This is a genomic window from Natrinema sp. DC36 (assembly GCF_020405225.1).
In the GTDB taxonomy this organism is placed as follows: domain Archaea; phylum Halobacteriota; class Halobacteria; order Halobacteriales; family Natrialbaceae; genus Natrinema.
Genome location: NZ_CP084472.1, coordinates 1,856,613 through 1,871,907, shown reverse-complemented (window position 1 = coordinate 1,871,907; position 15,295 = coordinate 1,856,613). Strand labels below are relative to the sequence as shown.

13 protein-coding genes are annotated in these 15,295 nt (G+C 63.5%); 5 read left to right on the top strand and 8 right to left on the bottom strand.

From position 1 onward, the window contains the following. Positions 1–21: 21 nt before the first annotated feature. Positions 22–213: a DUF5786 family protein gene (locus LDH74_RS09815; protein ID WP_226042320.1), complete on the bottom strand. Its 192-nt coding sequence runs from the start codon at positions 211–213 to the stop codon at positions 22–24. Positions 214–858: 645 nt separating this feature from the next. On the opposite strand from LDH74_RS09815, the gene glmS reads away from it, so the two are divergent. Beyond that, positions 859–2,670 (top strand): glutamine--fructose-6-phosphate transaminase (isomerizing), encoded by a 1,812-nt coding sequence (glmS, locus tag LDH74_RS09810; protein ID WP_226042319.1) that lies wholly within the window; start codon positions 859–861, stop codon positions 2,668–2,670. Positions 2,671–3,199: 529 nt separating this feature from the next. On the opposite strand, the gene glmU is transcribed toward glmS, so the two are convergent. Further along, a complete protein-coding gene (gene glmU, locus LDH74_RS09805; protein WP_226042318.1) occupies positions 3,200–4,381 on the bottom strand; it encodes a bifunctional sugar-1-phosphate nucleotidylyltransferase/acetyltransferase in 1,182 nt (393 codons plus the stop codon). 457 nt (positions 4,382–4,838) lie between these two features. On the opposite strand from glmU, the gene LDH74_RS09800 reads away from it, so the two are divergent. Next, entirely contained in the window at positions 4,839–5,045 is a 207-nt protein-coding gene (locus tag LDH74_RS09800; RefSeq protein WP_226042317.1) for a hypothetical protein, read from the top strand. A 416-nt stretch (positions 5,046–5,461) separates the two neighbouring features. On the opposite strand, the gene glmM is transcribed toward LDH74_RS09800, so the two are convergent. After that, positions 5,462–6,805, bottom strand: a complete 1,344-nt coding sequence (gene glmM, locus LDH74_RS09795; protein WP_226042316.1) for a phosphoglucosamine mutase — start codon at positions 6,803–6,805, stop codon at positions 5,462–5,464. A 406-nt stretch (positions 6,806–7,211) separates the two neighbouring features. Here glmM and LDH74_RS09790 point away from each other — a divergent pair, with 406 nt between their 5' ends. Together LDH74_RS09790 and LDH74_RS09785 are read left to right on the top strand one after the other, a co-directional pair. After that, positions 7,212–7,517 carry a helix-turn-helix domain-containing protein gene (locus tag LDH74_RS09790; protein ID WP_226042315.1) on the top strand — a complete coding sequence of 102 codons (306 nt, stop codon included), beginning with the start codon at positions 7,212–7,214 and terminating at the stop codon, positions 7,515–7,517. A 138-nt stretch (positions 7,518–7,655) separates the two neighbouring features. Next, positions 7,656–8,312, top strand: a complete 657-nt coding sequence (locus tag LDH74_RS09785) for a TRIC cation channel family protein (RefSeq protein WP_226042314.1) — start codon at positions 7,656–7,658, stop codon at positions 8,310–8,312. A 70-nt stretch (positions 8,313–8,382) separates the two neighbouring features. Here the strand turns inward: LDH74_RS09785 and LDH74_RS09780 are convergent, their stop codons facing one another. The 4 genes from LDH74_RS09780 to LDH74_RS09765 all read right to left on the bottom strand — a co-directional run bounded on the left by LDH74_RS09780 (position 8,383) and on the right by LDH74_RS09765 (position 12,030). Continuing rightward, on the bottom strand, positions 8,383–8,595 hold the full coding sequence (locus LDH74_RS09780; protein WP_226042313.1) for a hypothetical protein: 213 nt from the start codon (positions 8,593–8,595) through the stop codon (positions 8,383–8,385). 158 nt (positions 8,596–8,753) lie between these two features. Beyond that, positions 8,754–8,954 (bottom strand): HalOD1 output domain-containing protein, encoded by a 201-nt coding sequence (locus LDH74_RS09775; RefSeq protein WP_255680969.1) that lies wholly within the window; start codon positions 8,952–8,954, stop codon positions 8,754–8,756. A gap of 440 nt (positions 8,955–9,394) precedes the next feature. Continuing rightward, entirely contained in the window at positions 9,395–10,405 is a 1,011-nt protein-coding gene (locus tag LDH74_RS09770) for a GNAT family N-acetyltransferase (protein ID WP_226042311.1), read from the bottom strand. After that, positions 10,402–12,030: an alkaline phosphatase family protein gene (locus LDH74_RS09765; protein WP_226042310.1), complete on the bottom strand. Its 1,629-nt coding sequence runs from the start codon at positions 12,028–12,030 to the stop codon at positions 10,402–10,404. The genes LDH74_RS09770 and LDH74_RS09765 overlap by 4 nt, the downstream gene beginning before the upstream one ends. Positions 12,031–12,239: 209 nt before the next feature. On the opposite strand from LDH74_RS09765, the gene LDH74_RS09760 reads away from it, so the two are divergent. Then, complete coding sequence (locus LDH74_RS09760; protein ID WP_226042309.1) at positions 12,240–13,364, top strand: DegT/DnrJ/EryC1/StrS family aminotransferase; 1,125 nt, start codon at positions 12,240–12,242, stop codon at positions 13,362–13,364. A 39-nt stretch (positions 13,365–13,403) separates the two neighbouring features. On the opposite strand, the gene LDH74_RS09755 is transcribed toward LDH74_RS09760, so the two are convergent. Next, positions 13,404–15,137, bottom strand: a complete 1,734-nt coding sequence (locus LDH74_RS09755; protein ID WP_226042308.1) for a DUF87 domain-containing protein — start codon at positions 15,135–15,137, stop codon at positions 13,404–13,406. Positions 15,138–15,295 lie beyond the last annotated feature (158 nt).

The window sequence follows — 15,295 nt, the reverse complement described above, 5'->3', positions numbered from 1 at the left end:
GTGTCCGTTACGGTCGGGACGTTATTCGTCGGAGTCGTCGGACTCGTCTTCTTTCATCGAGCCCAATTGGGAGACGAGTTCGTCCGTCGAGACGTCGGATTCGAACGACATTTCCCCCTTGTGTTCGTGTTCGTGGACGTTGACGGCTTCTACGTCCTCGTCGTCCGTGGTCTGCTCTTGTTGTTCGGATTCATCGTAGCTACCAAAACCCATACGCATACAACCCGGCCCACCACAAAAGGTGTGGCGGTTCGAGTCACCGCCCCGGCAGGTCGGCCCATCGCGCGTGTCTCGACGGGGTGCCGGTTCGGAAACTAGTCTGCGGTCGCGGCGTCGCCAAACGCCGCTCGGATACCGGCGTATCGCTGTGTATCGCGTTGCGAACCGCGGCGACTGTTTTCCGTTCCTACGTCAGTTGGGTAGTCGCTACCGCTCGTTCGACGCTCCATACTCGAGCGCCGATTCCCTGTTTGTTCGGCGTACTTTTCAGACCGATGGGACAGGTCGCACGTTTTCCGTGGAGAGAGCGTCCCAAATCGACAGTTCGTGTCCGATGTCGGTTTGCAGTTCCGTTCAACTGCGAGGCCAACGTTCGCCGCGGTCGACAGCCAGTGGTGGAGTACCCTCTGACTACGGTACTCAGTAGTCCGTCTATAGTAATGGGTTCAGGAGGTTTGAATTCCTCTCATGGTTGCGTACCGTTCGTCGTCTCGATCAGTTGCTGTGAGTCAGCAGCCCTCCACGATACTTCTATCGCAGCGTCCGGGGGGAGGCAAGCCGATATACCGTCGGCGAAAATCGAACCCGTGTCTGGACCACACGAGCAGTCCGAGCGTCCCGACGGGTGGTGAGTAACGGATGTGTGGAATCATCGGTCGCGTCGGAGACGGCAACGCCCTCGAGCCGCTGCTGACCGGGCTGGAGAACCTCGAGTACCGGGGCTACGACTCGGCGGGCGTCGCCGTCCAGAACGGTTCCGGCATCAACGTCCAAAAACGATCCGGGAAGGTCGAGGAGCTAAAGGAATCGATCGGCGAACCGCTCGACGGAGCGGTCGGAATCGGGCACACTCGCTGGAGTACGCACGGGCCACCGACCGACGCGAACGCCCATCCTCACACGGACGAGAGCGAGGATGTCGCGGTCGTCCACAACGGGATCATCGAGAACTACGTCGAACTCAGGGAGCGACTGGCCGGCAACGGTTACGAGTTCACGAGCGACACCGACACCGAAGTCATTCCGCACCTCATCCAGTACTACCTCGACGCCGGGTTCGACAGCGAATCGGCCTTCAGGCAGGCGATCGACGAACTCGAGGGGAGTTACGCCGTGACCGCGATGGTGTCGGGCGAACACGTCCTCTACGCGGCCCGGCAGGGCTCCCCGCTCGTCGTGGGGATGGAAGACGGCGAGTACTTCCTCGCGAGCGACGTTCCGGCCTTCCTCGAGTACACCGACAGCGTGGTCTACCTCGAGGACGGCGACGTCGTCATCGTCGACGAGGACGGCGTCGAGTTCACCGACCTCGAGGGAAATCCGATCGTGCGCACGTCCGAGACGGTCGAGTGGGATCCCGAACAGGCCGGGAAGGGCGAGTACGATCACTTCATGCTCAAAGAGATCAACGAGCAGCCGACGTCGCTGACGCAGGCGCTCGAGGGCCGGATCGACCCCCTGAACGGTCGGATCGCGCTCTCCGATTTCGAACCGGGGACGTTCGACGACGTCGACAGCGTCCAGTTCGTCGCCTGCGGCACCTCGTATCACGCCGCCCTGTACGGCTCGCTCGCGCTGAACCAGGCGGGGGTGCACTCGACCGCGTTGCTGGCCAACGAGTACAGCGTCTCCGCGCCGCCGATCGACGACGACACGCTGGTGATCGCGGTCACCCAGAGCGGTGAGACGGCTGATACCCTGAACGCGCTCCGCCAGGCCGCTGCCGGGGGTGCTCGCACGCTCACCGTGACTAACGTCGTCGGTTCGACGGCCGCTCGCGAGGCCGACGACACCCTCTTCATCCGCGCGGGGCCGGAGATCGGCGTCGCCGCGACGAAGACGTTCTCATCGCAGGCGGTCATGCTCACGCTGCTCGGCCAGCGCATCGCCGATGACGTCCAGGGCGAACCGTCGGCCGACCTCGAGTCGCTGTTGCCGGCGCTCGAATCGATGCCCGCCAGAATCGACGACCTCCTCGAGTACTCGAACGCCGAGGAGATCGCCGACCGGTACAGCGGGAGCGAGGCGTACTTCTTCATCGGTCGCGGGCTCGGCTTCCCCGTGGCCCTCGAGGGGGCCCTGAAGTTCAAGGAGATTACCTACGAGCACGCCGAGGGTTTCGCCTCGGGCGAACTGAAACACGGACCGCTGGCGCTGGTCACGCCCGAGACGCCGGTGTTCGCGATCTTCACCGGGCAGGAAGACGAGAAGACGCTGAAAAACGCCGAGGAGGCACAGACCCGCGGTGCACCCGTCATCGCGGTCTGTCCCGACGGCCACCCCGCCGTCGAGGTGGCCGACGAGCACCTGCGGATTCCCGACACCGATCCCGATCTGGCTGGGCTGGTCGCGAACGTCCAGCTTCAGCTCGTCTCCTATCACGCCGCCGACCTCCTCGACCGGCCGATCGACAAACCGCGAAACCTCGCCAAGAGCGTTACCGTCGAGTGACCCAGCAGATTCGACCCAGACTCAGACGCGACTGACGCCGCACGCGTTCGAATCCTCCCTCTTCCCTCGTATTTCGAATCGTTCCAGTCGATTTGCCGCGCGACACGGCGCAGTCGAGTCGCCGGGCTCGCGCGTCGATTCGTTGTACTCGACCGTCCGTCTCGAGATGGTGATCCTACCGGTCTCCGGTATAGAGCGCCGTCTCCGAGCAGTGAGTGCCGCCTCCGAACAGCGGACGACCCGACCGATCGGACTCGAGTAGGGGTCTCGAGGCCGCAGGACGCGAAACCACCCCCGTAGTCTCGAATCCACGCGGCGTCGGTCGTGACGACCCGTACTCGACCGATGTCGGAATCGAACGTGGAGGGTCACTGTGGCGATCGAGTTACGGTGACGTGGTCACCGATTTCGTGGGTATCGACCGATACCCTCCAAGTAGTCTAGGTGTTCGCCACTGCATAAAGGGTGCACCTGATTGCTCCGGGCGACCAACGCGACACGACGGATTGGATCGGATTGCGGTCCGCCGTCACCGATCCCGGTCGACCGTTTCACCGGGTGCCGTGGTCGCGCCGGTCGCGAGTTTCAACCCGGGCGTCAGACTCGTGTTGATGCCGGTCTTCGCCCCGTCTCCCGCGACGACGCCGAACGTCCGCCGGCCCGTCGAGAGCCGTTCGCCCTTGACCGTGAACGAGATGTCCGCGTCGTCGTGGCGACGATTCGCTACCGTCGTTCCCGCACCGAAGTTGACGTTCCGACCCAGGACGCTATCGCCGACGAAGGAGAGGTGGTTCACCGACGCTCCCCGCGAGAGGACGCTGTTTTTCACCTCGACACCGTTTCCGACCGAAGCGTCTTCGCCGATCACCGTCGCGCCCCGGACGGACGCGTTCGGGCCGACGGTGGCCCCCGACCGGATCAGCACCGGCCCCTCGATCACGACGCCGGGCTCGACCGTCGCTCCCGCTTCTACCACGACCCGACCCTCGAGGTGAGCCGCGTCGCTGACAGCGCCGTCGATCCGGTGCTCGAGCTCGCCGATTTTCCACTCGTTGGCCTCGAGCAGTTCCCAGGGGCGGCCCACGTCCAGCCACCGGTCGAGCGTGACCGGCGTGACCGCGTACTGCTCGATGACCCGCGTGAGCACGTCCGTGATCTCGCGTTCGCCCCGTTCGCTCGCGGGCACCTCGAGCCACTCGCGGGCGTCCGCCGGGAAGGCGTAGGCCCCGGCGTTGGCCAGGTTTGTCGGCGGATCGGCGGGCTTTTCGACGATGTCCGTGACGGTGCCGTCGGTCGTACTCAGGACGCCGTAGTTGCGGGGGTCCGACACCTCGGCGGCACAGACCGCCGGACACGCGTCGAACAGCCGATCGATGGCGGCCGGATCGTAGAGGTTGTCCCCGTTCAGCACGGCGAAGGCACCGTCGATGTGTTCGCGAGCCGCGTCGACGGCGTCGGCCGTCCCCGCCTGCGCTTCCTGGACGGCGTAGGAGACCGGGACGCCGCGGTACTCCTCACCGAAGTACTCCCGGACCGTCTCACTCTCGTAGCCGACGACGAGCACGATTTCGTCCGCGCCGGCGTCGATGGCGGCGTCGGCCGTGTGCGCGGCCAGCGGTCGGTCGGCGACGGGCAGCATCGGCTTGGGACGGGATGCGGAGAGTGGCCTGATCCGCGTCCCCTCACCTGCCGTGAGAAGGATGGCTTTCATCGAATCGACGTACGCCGATCCGGCGGATAATTATAGAGCTGTTACGCGGTCGACTCGAGCGACGGTTAGATGCCTCTCGAGTAGCCGACCAACTCATTTCCGGCCCGATTCGGCGACTCGATTCGGCGACCCGATTCGGCGGCCCGTCTCGGCACCGAATCCGGACCAGATCCGAACCGGATCCGATCCGGATAGTACCGAATCGGACGGGGCTCGAATGATCGATACGACAGTCCCGGTTCGGTCGCTTCGGGACGACGAACGGGAGGCCGGAAACCGGGCCGAAATACGGTATTTCGTTTCGGTAATCTTGTATTTCTCTCGAATGCGGGGCTAATACGTTCGATATTCGGAGTGTTTCGCTCGAGTGTCAATCGTCACTCGCGGTGAGAACGGCCGGTCTTCGTGTCGATTATGCGGTCTATAGTAAATACCGTTCTGTGGTTACAGGTTGTTGATGTCGACGGATCCATCCGCGAACTGGACGCCAATGACGTCCGGCCAGCAAACGACCGCCCCCCGATGTGTCAACTGTAGCAACCAGGTAACTCGACAGTTCGCTCGCGTCTTCGGCGACAACCGCGACGTCGTCCACGCTTGTCCCGACTGTGCGACGTACCGCGAAATGAAGACCTCCGATTTCATTCCGAAAGAAGCCAGGTGACGTCCTCTCCGCGCTAAAGGGTGGGGTGGGGCTTACCGAACCACACAGGTGGCGGTCTCCGTCAGTTCGGAGGGGGGATCTATGGGTTGCGACCGACGGCGTAGGCTCTGCCACGAAGCCGTACTCGTACCCCGTGTAGGGCTTCGAGGCATCTTGTTTTGTGTCGGTCGCCGCGGTCGGTTCACGTCTTTGATTTCGGCACTCGCCGTGGCAAACACCGAGTCAACTGCCAGTTTTCCGCGCACAGTCCTCGGCACATCGCGTTTGACTGTCACCATGCCGAGTCACACGAAAACCGGACGATGACGGCGCTGTATCCCCGCCCTCAAGGACGGGGATATCGCGCCTGCAATTCAAATAACCCGTTCGTAACACCCGTCTCGAGCGTTCCACCGTCGGCCGGCGGCTCTCTTCGATCAGTTGCCGCCGTCGTCACTTCCTCCCGTCGCGACGGCTTCGGTAACGAACGTCTTCGCGTCTTCGAACAGCGCCTCGGCGTCGGCCGCCGACCGCGCCTCTGCCGTGACGCGGATCAACGGCTGCGTGCCGCTGGCGCGAAGCAGGAACCAGCCGTCATCGGTCTCGACCCGAACGCCGTCGAGCGTATCAATTTCGTCGTATCGCTCGTTCACCCCCTCGTTGACGTCGGCCATCACCGTCGCCTTTCCTTCCACTTCGATCGACGTGCGCCGGATCGGATAGCCCTCGATGTCGCCGACGAGTTCGGAGAGCGCCCCTCGTTCGGCGACCAGTTCCACCAGTTTGCACGCCGCGAGCGGGCCGTCCGGACACAGCGTCTCCTCGGGCCAGATCCACGCACCGCTCGGTTCGCCGCCGAAGACGACGTCGGCCTCCGTCGTCCGCTCCGCGACGTACACGTCCCCGACCTGCGTCCGCGTCAGCGACGCGCCAACGTCGGTCAGCACGTCGTCGACGGCCAGACTCGTGTCGACGGGGGCCGCGACCCGGTCGCCGGATCCCGCCGCCTCTCGAGCGAACAGGGCCAATAACGCGTCCTTCGGGACGAAGGTTCCCGTCTCGTCGACGGCCACCATTCGATCGGCGTCGCCGTCGTGAGCGACCCCCAGCTCGGCGTCCGTTTCCGCGACGAGCGTCGAGAGCGTCTCGAGGGTCTCCGCCGTCGGCTCGCTCGGCCGGCCGGGGAAGGAGCCGTCCTCCTGGCCGTTGAGCGTTCGGACCCGGCAGCCGAGGTCGTCGAGCACTGACGCGGTCACGCCGCCGGTACCGTTCCCGATATCGACGACGACGCTCGGCGACCGCTCGAGGTCGACCGCCGACTCGATCGCGTCGGCGTGGTGGTCCCGAACGCCGTCGCGACGGGTTCGGTCGCCGACCCCGTCCCACGCGGCTAGCTCGTAGTCGTCCTCGCGAATCCGTCGTTCGACGGCTGCGCGCTGGTCGGGGCCGAAGGCCTTCCCCGACGGGTTCCAGAGCTTGAGCCCGTTGTCGGACGCCGGGTTGTGCGAGGCCGTCACCACGACTCCCGCATCGGCCCCGAGGTGGTTGACCGCGCGGGCGATCGTCGGCGTGGCCTCGACGCCGACTTCGACGACGTCGGCACCGCACTCGCGCAGTCCTGCGCCGACCGCTTCGACGAGCATCGAGCCGCTCTCTCGAACGTCGCGGCCGACGACGACCCGTTCGTACCCCTCCGAGGCGACGGTGCGGCCGACCGAGAGCGCCAGCGCCGCCGTCACCTCGTCACCCACCCGCCCGCGAATACCGCTGGTTCCGAACATATCGGTTCCTGAGGTGGGCTACTGCCTTACTATGCACGGGTTACTGCCGTCCGCTCCGCGCTCCGCCACCGGGTTCACAGCGGCCCGTGCCGTCGCCTCGAGCGGTCGTCGACGATCGATCCGCGGGGTGATCGTTGCGGGTGATCGTCCGATCGGTGAATCGTTAGTTCCTCCCTGCGATTCTGAACTGTCGGTACCGTATATGTGGCTCACACCGGTACGCTCGAGTGAGAATGAAACAGGACGGACCTGCGGCTCGCCGATGGCGTCTGCTGGCCGATCGACGCGATTTTCGATCAATTGCTAGACGTATAACCTGGATGACGACCACACGCCGTTCCGATCTGATCGCCCCTGACGGACAGTCTTCGGACCCACCTCGTATTGCCCCTCTTGATCGATACGCATGAGCGCGACCGAATCGGATTCCGAGCCCGACGAGGCCACGGGTGAGACCGGGGACGAGCGAAGCGACGAGAGCGAAGAGACGGCGGCAGAGAGCGCCATCTCCGAGTTCCCGCCCAGCGCGAAACTCGTCTACAAGGTCCTCGAGTACGAGGGTCCGCTGACCCAGGAGCGGATCGCCGCCGAATCCAGACTGTGTCCCCGGACCGTCCGCTACGCGCTCGGCAAGCTCGAGGACGGTGGCCTCGTGACCAGCCGCGTCTGTCTCGAGGACGCCCGCCAGTCCAAGTATCGGATCGGCGAGTAGCGAACGGAGCGCGTACCGTCATCCCGCCTCAACCTATTGTTCAACAGGGCGGACAGTTACCGCACCTGTGCAGTCGGCTCGGGGAGGAGAGTACTTTAGACGTTGCACTCAAGAGACGCATACGCATAGACGAGAGCAATGAGCCAGGGCTTCATCGAAATACTATTTGGCGACCCGTTTGCCGTTATGAATACGATCGGCCTAGTTGCGTTTGCACTCGTGGGGTCATCGAAGGCGATCCGCGAGGAGTTCGACGTATTCGGGATTACCATCGTTGGACTGGCGATGGCGTTCGCCGGTGGAGCGACACGCGATCTTCTCGTGACGCGAACTCCGTTAGCACTCCAGTCACCGATCGAAATCGGTCTGGGGCTACTCGGAGTCGGTTTGGCGATCACGTTGAGCGTCGTTCTGTCGTCTCCGGACACACATCCAATCACTCTCGTTTCGGATGCTATCGGCCTTGCTGCCTTTGCGACGACCGGTGCGATTGTCGCAACTGAGGCGGGCGTTTCAGCGTTTGGTATCGTCGCTATCGCGACGATCAACGCCGTGGGCGGTGGTGCGTTTGCAGATATTCTTCTCGATCGACCCCCGTTCATCCTTTTCGAGGATTTCTACGCGAGCTGTGCAGTCCTCGGTGGAAGTGCATACTGGCTGGTGGGGACGGTAGGTGCTACCGGAAGTACCGCTGCTGGGGTGTGTGCGATAGTGACCGTTGTGACTCGGTTAGCCGCGGTTACGTACAACTGGAATCTCCCGACAGTACAGAAATTAGGACTAGTACGTAACTAATCCGTTACAAACAAATCATTTGATTATTACGGGGGTGAGATGATGAGCGATCCTTCGAGCAATTCATAACTTAATTCGGTTCGAGAGCCTGAACGCTCACCGAGATAAAGTAGACGAACATAAACAAGAAGAAGCCCACGATAAGCGGAATGAGTCGGGCATCGATGACAGCGAGTTCCAATACTCCGACGACTGCGATTCCACTGACGAAGACCAGAATAACGAATACACCGACTGCATAGTAGAACCGAAGATCGGATTCGAAGTACTCCCGTATTCCCATGTTTAGCTGTTGATAGCTGGCGGAGAAAAGTGTGTTGTTAGTATCCGACGCCTAGTTGCGTGCGAATCACCTCGTCGTTTTCGAGTTCGTGAACGAATGCGACGGCGAGTTTGATCAGTATGTCAATCGTTTCAGTGGCTCCCATAGTAGCCGCGGACCTAGTCCTGATACTCTCGAACCTCGATCGTTCCGTCAGTGGCCACGGTGACGAGCATATCGTCGATCGTAAATGCGATGACCAGTTCCGAACTCGCGGAGTCGAGAAGCGTATCGAGGGCGTCCGGGTCGAGATAGTCACCGAACGTAAAATCGACCTCAGTGGGATCTTTCTCAACGTGGTCCGCGATTGTTTCAATCACTCGAATACTATCGGGAACCGGAGGAGAAGGGGACCGAGACCCCCTGTCGCGCTCAGTCATGGGTATACAAGGTAATACTGTAACCTTTGTATGATAGTTTCGATATGTAGAAATTCCGCTCGAACGTGATAGCAACCGGTATCGATTTGTTCTCGGCGAATTCGTTCAGCACGTCCGAGGAACGTCCGTTATCTCACCCTCGAGGGGAAACGCTCTCGTATCCCCGCCGATCGTCCTGTCCGCATCGTCGAGTTCAACATTTGTATCGGCTGCAACACTGCTAGTCATCCCGTATTCTTTTACGGCAATTATATGATATATGCATGAAGACGCCAGTCGTCCCTATCTCTCTGCTACTCGTCATCTATTCGAGTGATGTATCGAGTTCCGCCGGTTGGGGTTCTCAGGGGGACGCGCGGACAGCTGTGACAGCAGGGACGCTACCGGTGTTTCTGATACTGATCGACCAACAGGTCGACGCCGAACGACCCCGACGTGATCTCGTAGTGGGTCTCGAGGCGCGGGTTGAACTTCGCCTTGTACCGGTTGATGCTCGGGACGCCGGCGCCGACGAGGTCGTACTCCTCGATTCCCTCGCGGAGGCCGTCGCGCATGACGTGCCAGTCCAGCAGATCGTTGATCGCGATATCGACGTCCGCGTCCGGTTTGACCCCGCCCTGCCACCGATACCGCGTCCGATCGGACTCGACGACGAGGATGCCGCCGAGGAACTGGTCGTCGACGCGACAGACGTAGGGCCGGATCGCGCCGTCGGGGAGCTGCTCGTGGAGCGACCTGGCGAAATCGGGCTGCAGCCGGAACGGCTGCCCCTGGTTCTCGTAGCGTTCTCGGACCTTCTCGACGATGCGTTCGACGTCATCGGAATCGCCCTCCTCGATCGCGTAGCTGTCGTCGTCCGCGTTTCGGATGTTGCTCCGAGCATCGCTACTGAACCGCCCCAGTAGCTCTTCTTCGGTCCCCTCGAGGTCGACGACGTATGTGTGACAGGGTTTGACATCGTACTCGTTCCAGACGAACGGACGAATGTCGTCGAACTCGGCGGTGACGAACTTGCTGTACAGCGGCGATATTTCGGCGTCGATCCACTCGAGACAGCCCTCGAGGAATCGCTTGATCCGGCGATCGGCCTTGCGCTGTTTGAGCTTGTCGACGTTCAGCAGGGCGGGTCCGAGGTACGACGTCCAGGAGTGTGGTGCCGGGGAGAACGCGCCGGTCACCGGGCCTTTGGTGTACTCGAAGACGGGGAAGATCCCGACCGGCTCCTGCCCTTTGAACCCGGCGAGCAGGTGCGGAGTCGTTCCGGTGTATTCGGCCTGCAATCGGAGCGCTTCCGCTCGGAAGAACGGGTTCGATCCGTCGGATCGTTCGACGTACCGGTTCCACTCGTTATCGTCGGTTCGCGGATCGAGGGTGCGGATTTCGACGCTCATAGATAGCCCAGATCGGAGAGTCGGTCTTCGACGGTCCCGTCGTCGGTCGCCCTGATCGGCTCCGGGTCGTAGGCCGGGTACGGTCGCTCGGTGGTCCCGTCGACGGCCGGAAGCGCGTTGCCGTCCATCGCGGCGTCGACGGGGACGTCGAACAGCGAACAGATCGTCGGCGCGATATCGAAGATCGTCGCCCCCTCGAGCGCGGCGGACTCGTCGAACGCCGGCCCGGCGGCAGCGACGACGCCGGTGGGCTTGTGGTTCCACGGCTCCATCGGCTCGCCGAAGCGCTCACCGCCGAGGTCGGCGACGATCGCGTTGTCGAACCCCGCCGGAACCGTCAGAACGTCGGGTGCCTCGTCGACGTGCGGTCCCTCGAAGTAGCTCTCCCTGGGTTCGACGGCGTCGAACATCGGCTCGCCGTCGGGCGTCCGGACGGCAGCTAGCATCTCGATGAGTTCATCGCGGACGCGCTCGTACGCCGCAGCCGGAACCTGTCCGTTCGGCTCGCGTCCCTCGAGGTTGATCCGGACGCCGAGTTCGCTCTTCGAGCGGACGTACGCCCGAGAGTTCGGGAAGTCGACCTGTTCGCTCGCCGCCCGGATCATATCCTTGGGCACCCGCTTGCCGATCGGTTCCTTCAGCCCGACGCGCTCGAGCGCGTCCGCGATCCGCTGGGTCGTCAACCCGACGGTCGCGGCTAGGTTCATCGCCCGCTCGAGCGCACCGGGTCCGGAGTCGCCGGCGGCCGAACCCTCGAGCAGGTCGTTCTCCCAGGATTTCGACCAGTCGGGCATTCCTTTACCCCCGCTCTGAGCGCACACGTACCCCGCGTCCCGGAGGAACTCGTTGACGCGGAACTCGTCGCCGGTCACTTTTCCCATGCCGTGATCACTGACGATCAGGACGTTATCGGGGTCCGTCCGCTCGAGCGTCTCCGCGAGCTGGCGGTCGACCGCCCGGTAGACCGCTTCGATCGCCTCCTTGTCTCCCGGTCGCTCGTGAAACACCGAGTCGGTCTGCTGGAACTGGAGGAAGCCGAAGTCCGGGGCGAACCGGCGAGAGAGATAGCGAAAGGCCGTTCCCCGGAGTTCGATCGTTCGTTCGTACCCCTCGATCGACCGGTCCGGTGCGGGAGCGCTCTGGGGGTAGAGCCAGTACTCGCCGCCACAAGCCAGCTTGACGTCCTCGAGGATCCCTTCGGGGTGACAGTCCGGATCTTCCGGGGCGGTCAGTCCCGGGATCAACGCGCCGTTGAACGTCCGAGGCGGATGGGTCACCGGGACGTTGACGACGACGCTCGAGAACCCGTTGTCGCTCAGTAGTTCCCAGACCGGCCGCTCGCGGACGTGAGTCGCGTTGACGACGTCCCAATCGTAGCCGTCGAAGGAGAGGAAATCGTAAACACCGTGTTTCCCCGGATTTTTCCCGGTGTACAGCGACGGCCAGGCGCTGGCCGTCCAGGGCGGAATCTGGGACTCGAGAGGTCCCGAAGTGCCCGTTTCGAACAGCCGCTGTACGGTGGGGAGTTCGCCCGACTCGAACATCGGCTCGAGCACCGGTCGACAGCCGGCGTCGAGCCCGACGACGAGCAGACGAAGGTCATTGTCGTCAGTCGAACCTGCCATGGACGCGTTATCTGCCCGCCCGGGCTTTGTTATGCGAGTGCTTTGCCCGTCAGTTCGGTATCGCGGAGCGAGTGAGCCGTCGAGCGTCGGCTGTAAGTAGCCATTGCCACCTGGTCCCGAGCTGTATCGTCCGGTTCACTAAGACCACGCGACTCCGAACAGATTCGATAACCGCCGCTCTCGGAATCGATCTACCAGCGGTCACACGTATGATAACAGCTACCCCTTCCGTCTTCGATCTCTCCCGCTCGCGCTCGAGTACGGGAGGAATCGACTCCTTCGTCGACCGGCACGCCCCCGATGTGGAATACACGCACTACGGCTCCGGGAAAGCCGCGCTCAGAGACGGGCTCGCCGGGGTCGCCGATCCCGACGGAAACGTCGTCGTTCCGGCCTACCTCTCGCCGGCGATCGCCGAACCGTTCCACGACCTCGGGCTCGAGACGCGGTTCTACGCGATCGAGGGGACGTTGGCTCCCGATTTCGCCGATCTCGAGGCACGGATCGACGACGACACCGTCGCGGTCATGTCCGTCAACTACTTCGGCTTTCCACAGCCCGGTCTCGAGCGGATCGCATCGCTGACCGACGAGTACGACTGTTACCACGTCGACGACAACGCGCATTCGCCACTCAGCGTCCACGAGGGGACGCTGCTGGGCACCTACGGCGATCTCGGTATTACGACCCTGCGCAAGCTGCTCCCGGTTCCCAATGGCGCCCTGCTCTATCGAACCGACGAGGAGATTCGCGAGCGGTATTCCCCCTCGTCGTTCGCCGGGCGCGCCGATCGCGCCGGGACCGTCGACTGCCGGTTCCTTGCCACGTCGGTCGCCGGAGCCGCCCTCGAGGCGAGTCCGTCGCTCTACCGGTCGGTCGAGTCCGCCCTCTCCGACGGTTCAAACGGCTCGAAATCGGTCGATCCGAAAGCGAGATACGAGGCCGCGAAAGTACCCATGTCGAAGCTCTCGGCGTCGATCGCCGACGCCGCAGATCCGGACGCGATTCGGAAGCGACGGCGGGAGAACTACCGAACGTGGCGAGATATCCTCGACGATCGAAACGACGTGACGCTACTGTCCGACTCGCTTCCGACCGGGATCTCGCCGTACGAATTCCCCGTCCGGACCGACGATTCGGCCGCGATTCTTGCGGAACTCGAGGCGGCCGGCGTTACGGGGGCCCACACCTGGCCGACACTCCGACAATCCGTTCGGGGGAACGACGAGTACGAGACCGCAAATCGGCTCTCGCGGGAGCTCGTCGTGCTTCCCGTCCACCAGGGGATCGAGCCGTCCGCGATCGAAGCGGTCGGCGGTCGCCTCCGACGGTGACGTGACGGGACAATCGGCGCCCGACGCGGTTTCCGCCGCTCACTCGCCGGCGGCCGATGGAGTCAGTTCCGCGCGGACGTCGTCGGACAGCGCGTACGTCCGTTCGCCGGTGCGCTCGAGTATCCCTTCCGTCCGCAGCTCCGAGAGGAGACTCTGCACCGCGACCGTCGATCGGTTCACCCGAGCCGCGATCGGCTCCGCTTCGAGCGGACCGTCCTCGGCGAACACGGTCAGAATCTCGCGCGCCGCACCGACCGAGCACTGCGATCCCTCGCACGCTCGAGTGACTCGAGCACGGACCCACGAGGTCTCGAGTAGCTCCGCGAGTTCGCGCTCTTCGTCCGCGACGACGAGCGTCGAATCGTCGGCCGCAGCCGCGTTCGACCCGCTCTCGCCGTCCGAACTGGCCGCAGCATCGACGGGCGTGTAGCCGAACTCGATGTCGTCGCCGCCGGCTTGCAGAATGGGTGACTCGGCGTCGGTTCCGCTCTCGGTAGCCCCGTTTCCGTCGGTGCCCTCGCGTTCGAGGTCGCGGACGACCTCGCGTAACTGTTCGTTGTCCGTGCGAAGCGTTTCCAGTTCGTCCTCGCGAGCCGCGAGTTCGGTCTCGAGGCCCTCGATCCGGTCGTCGCGCGCGTCGAGCGCCTCCCGAAGCTCGTCTCGTTCGGTCTCCAGTTCGGCGATCTCCTCGTGGAGCCGGCGCAGGTCGTCGCTCGAGCCGGGGAGCTCCGCCTGGACCGTGTCCGTGTTCTGCAACGCGTCGGCCATCTGTCTGGCCGCACTCGAGACGTCCCGCGCCGAGGACAACTCGTCCTCGAGGGTTTCGATCCGTTTTTCCTTCTTCTCGAGTTCGTTCTCGAGTTCGTTAATTCGGTCCTGTTCGCGGTCCTTTCGCTCCGAGATGTCCTGGAGGTCGCCGACCAGCGTGTCCGAGACGGACTTGAGTTCGGGGCGCTCGAAGTCCTCGAGGCCGGGCGTCGCGCCGGCGTCGAAGGTCCGCTTGCGTCGGAACTGGATCTTTCGGACGTCGACCTCGGTCCAGTCGGTCTGCACGAACGCCTGCCCGTCGTCGAGGTCGGCGACGAGCTCCGAGTACTCGGTGTCGATGATCCGGCCGACGACCTTGGTGTCGTTGTCCCAGGTCAGCCGGTGCCAGACGAGCCAGTTCGCCTGCGTGATGAAGTCCTTCTTGACGTCGGCGGGTCGCTGGCTGATCCCCAGGATTCCGAGGCCGTGTTTCCGGCCGCGCTTGCTGATCTTGATCAGCAGGTTTCCCGTCTCGCCGACGCCGCCGCCCTCCGGGATGTACTCGTGGACCTCCTCGACCACCAGCAGGAACGGCTTCTTCATCTTCTTCTCCTTGACGAACAGCTGACGGGCGACCTCCCGGAGCAACTCGTCCGCCTCGCTCTCGTCGAGGTAGCCCGAGACGTCGAGAATGACGGGGACGTTCTCCTCGAGGGCGATGGTCGCCATCTGTTCGGCGTGTTCCGGCCCGATCTGGATGTCGCACTCCTCGTCGGCCCCGGCGTGGAGCATCTCGTACTCCTCTTTGAGCCCGTAGTACTCCCCGTCGGTGTCGACGATGAGGAGGGGGTAGCCGGCCTCGAGCAGTTCCTCGGCGATGACCGACGCGGTGTTCGATTTCCCGGAGCCCGATTTCCCCGTCACGAACCCGCGACCGGTCAGCAGTTCCACGACCGGCAGTTTCAGGTTCGCGCCGTCGGCCGTTTCGCCGACGAGAATCTGGCGCTGGGTCTGTCCGTCGCTCACCGCCACCTCACCCCGCGACCGCGTGGCTCGTTCATACTATCAGTACAGTTCGAACACGCGACCTTGAATATTGGCCTCGATTCGGAGCCGGTTTCGCGGCCCGTTCCGACTCACCCCTCCGTCCTTCGTCCCCCGGCCCCCTCCTCATCCTCGCCGGT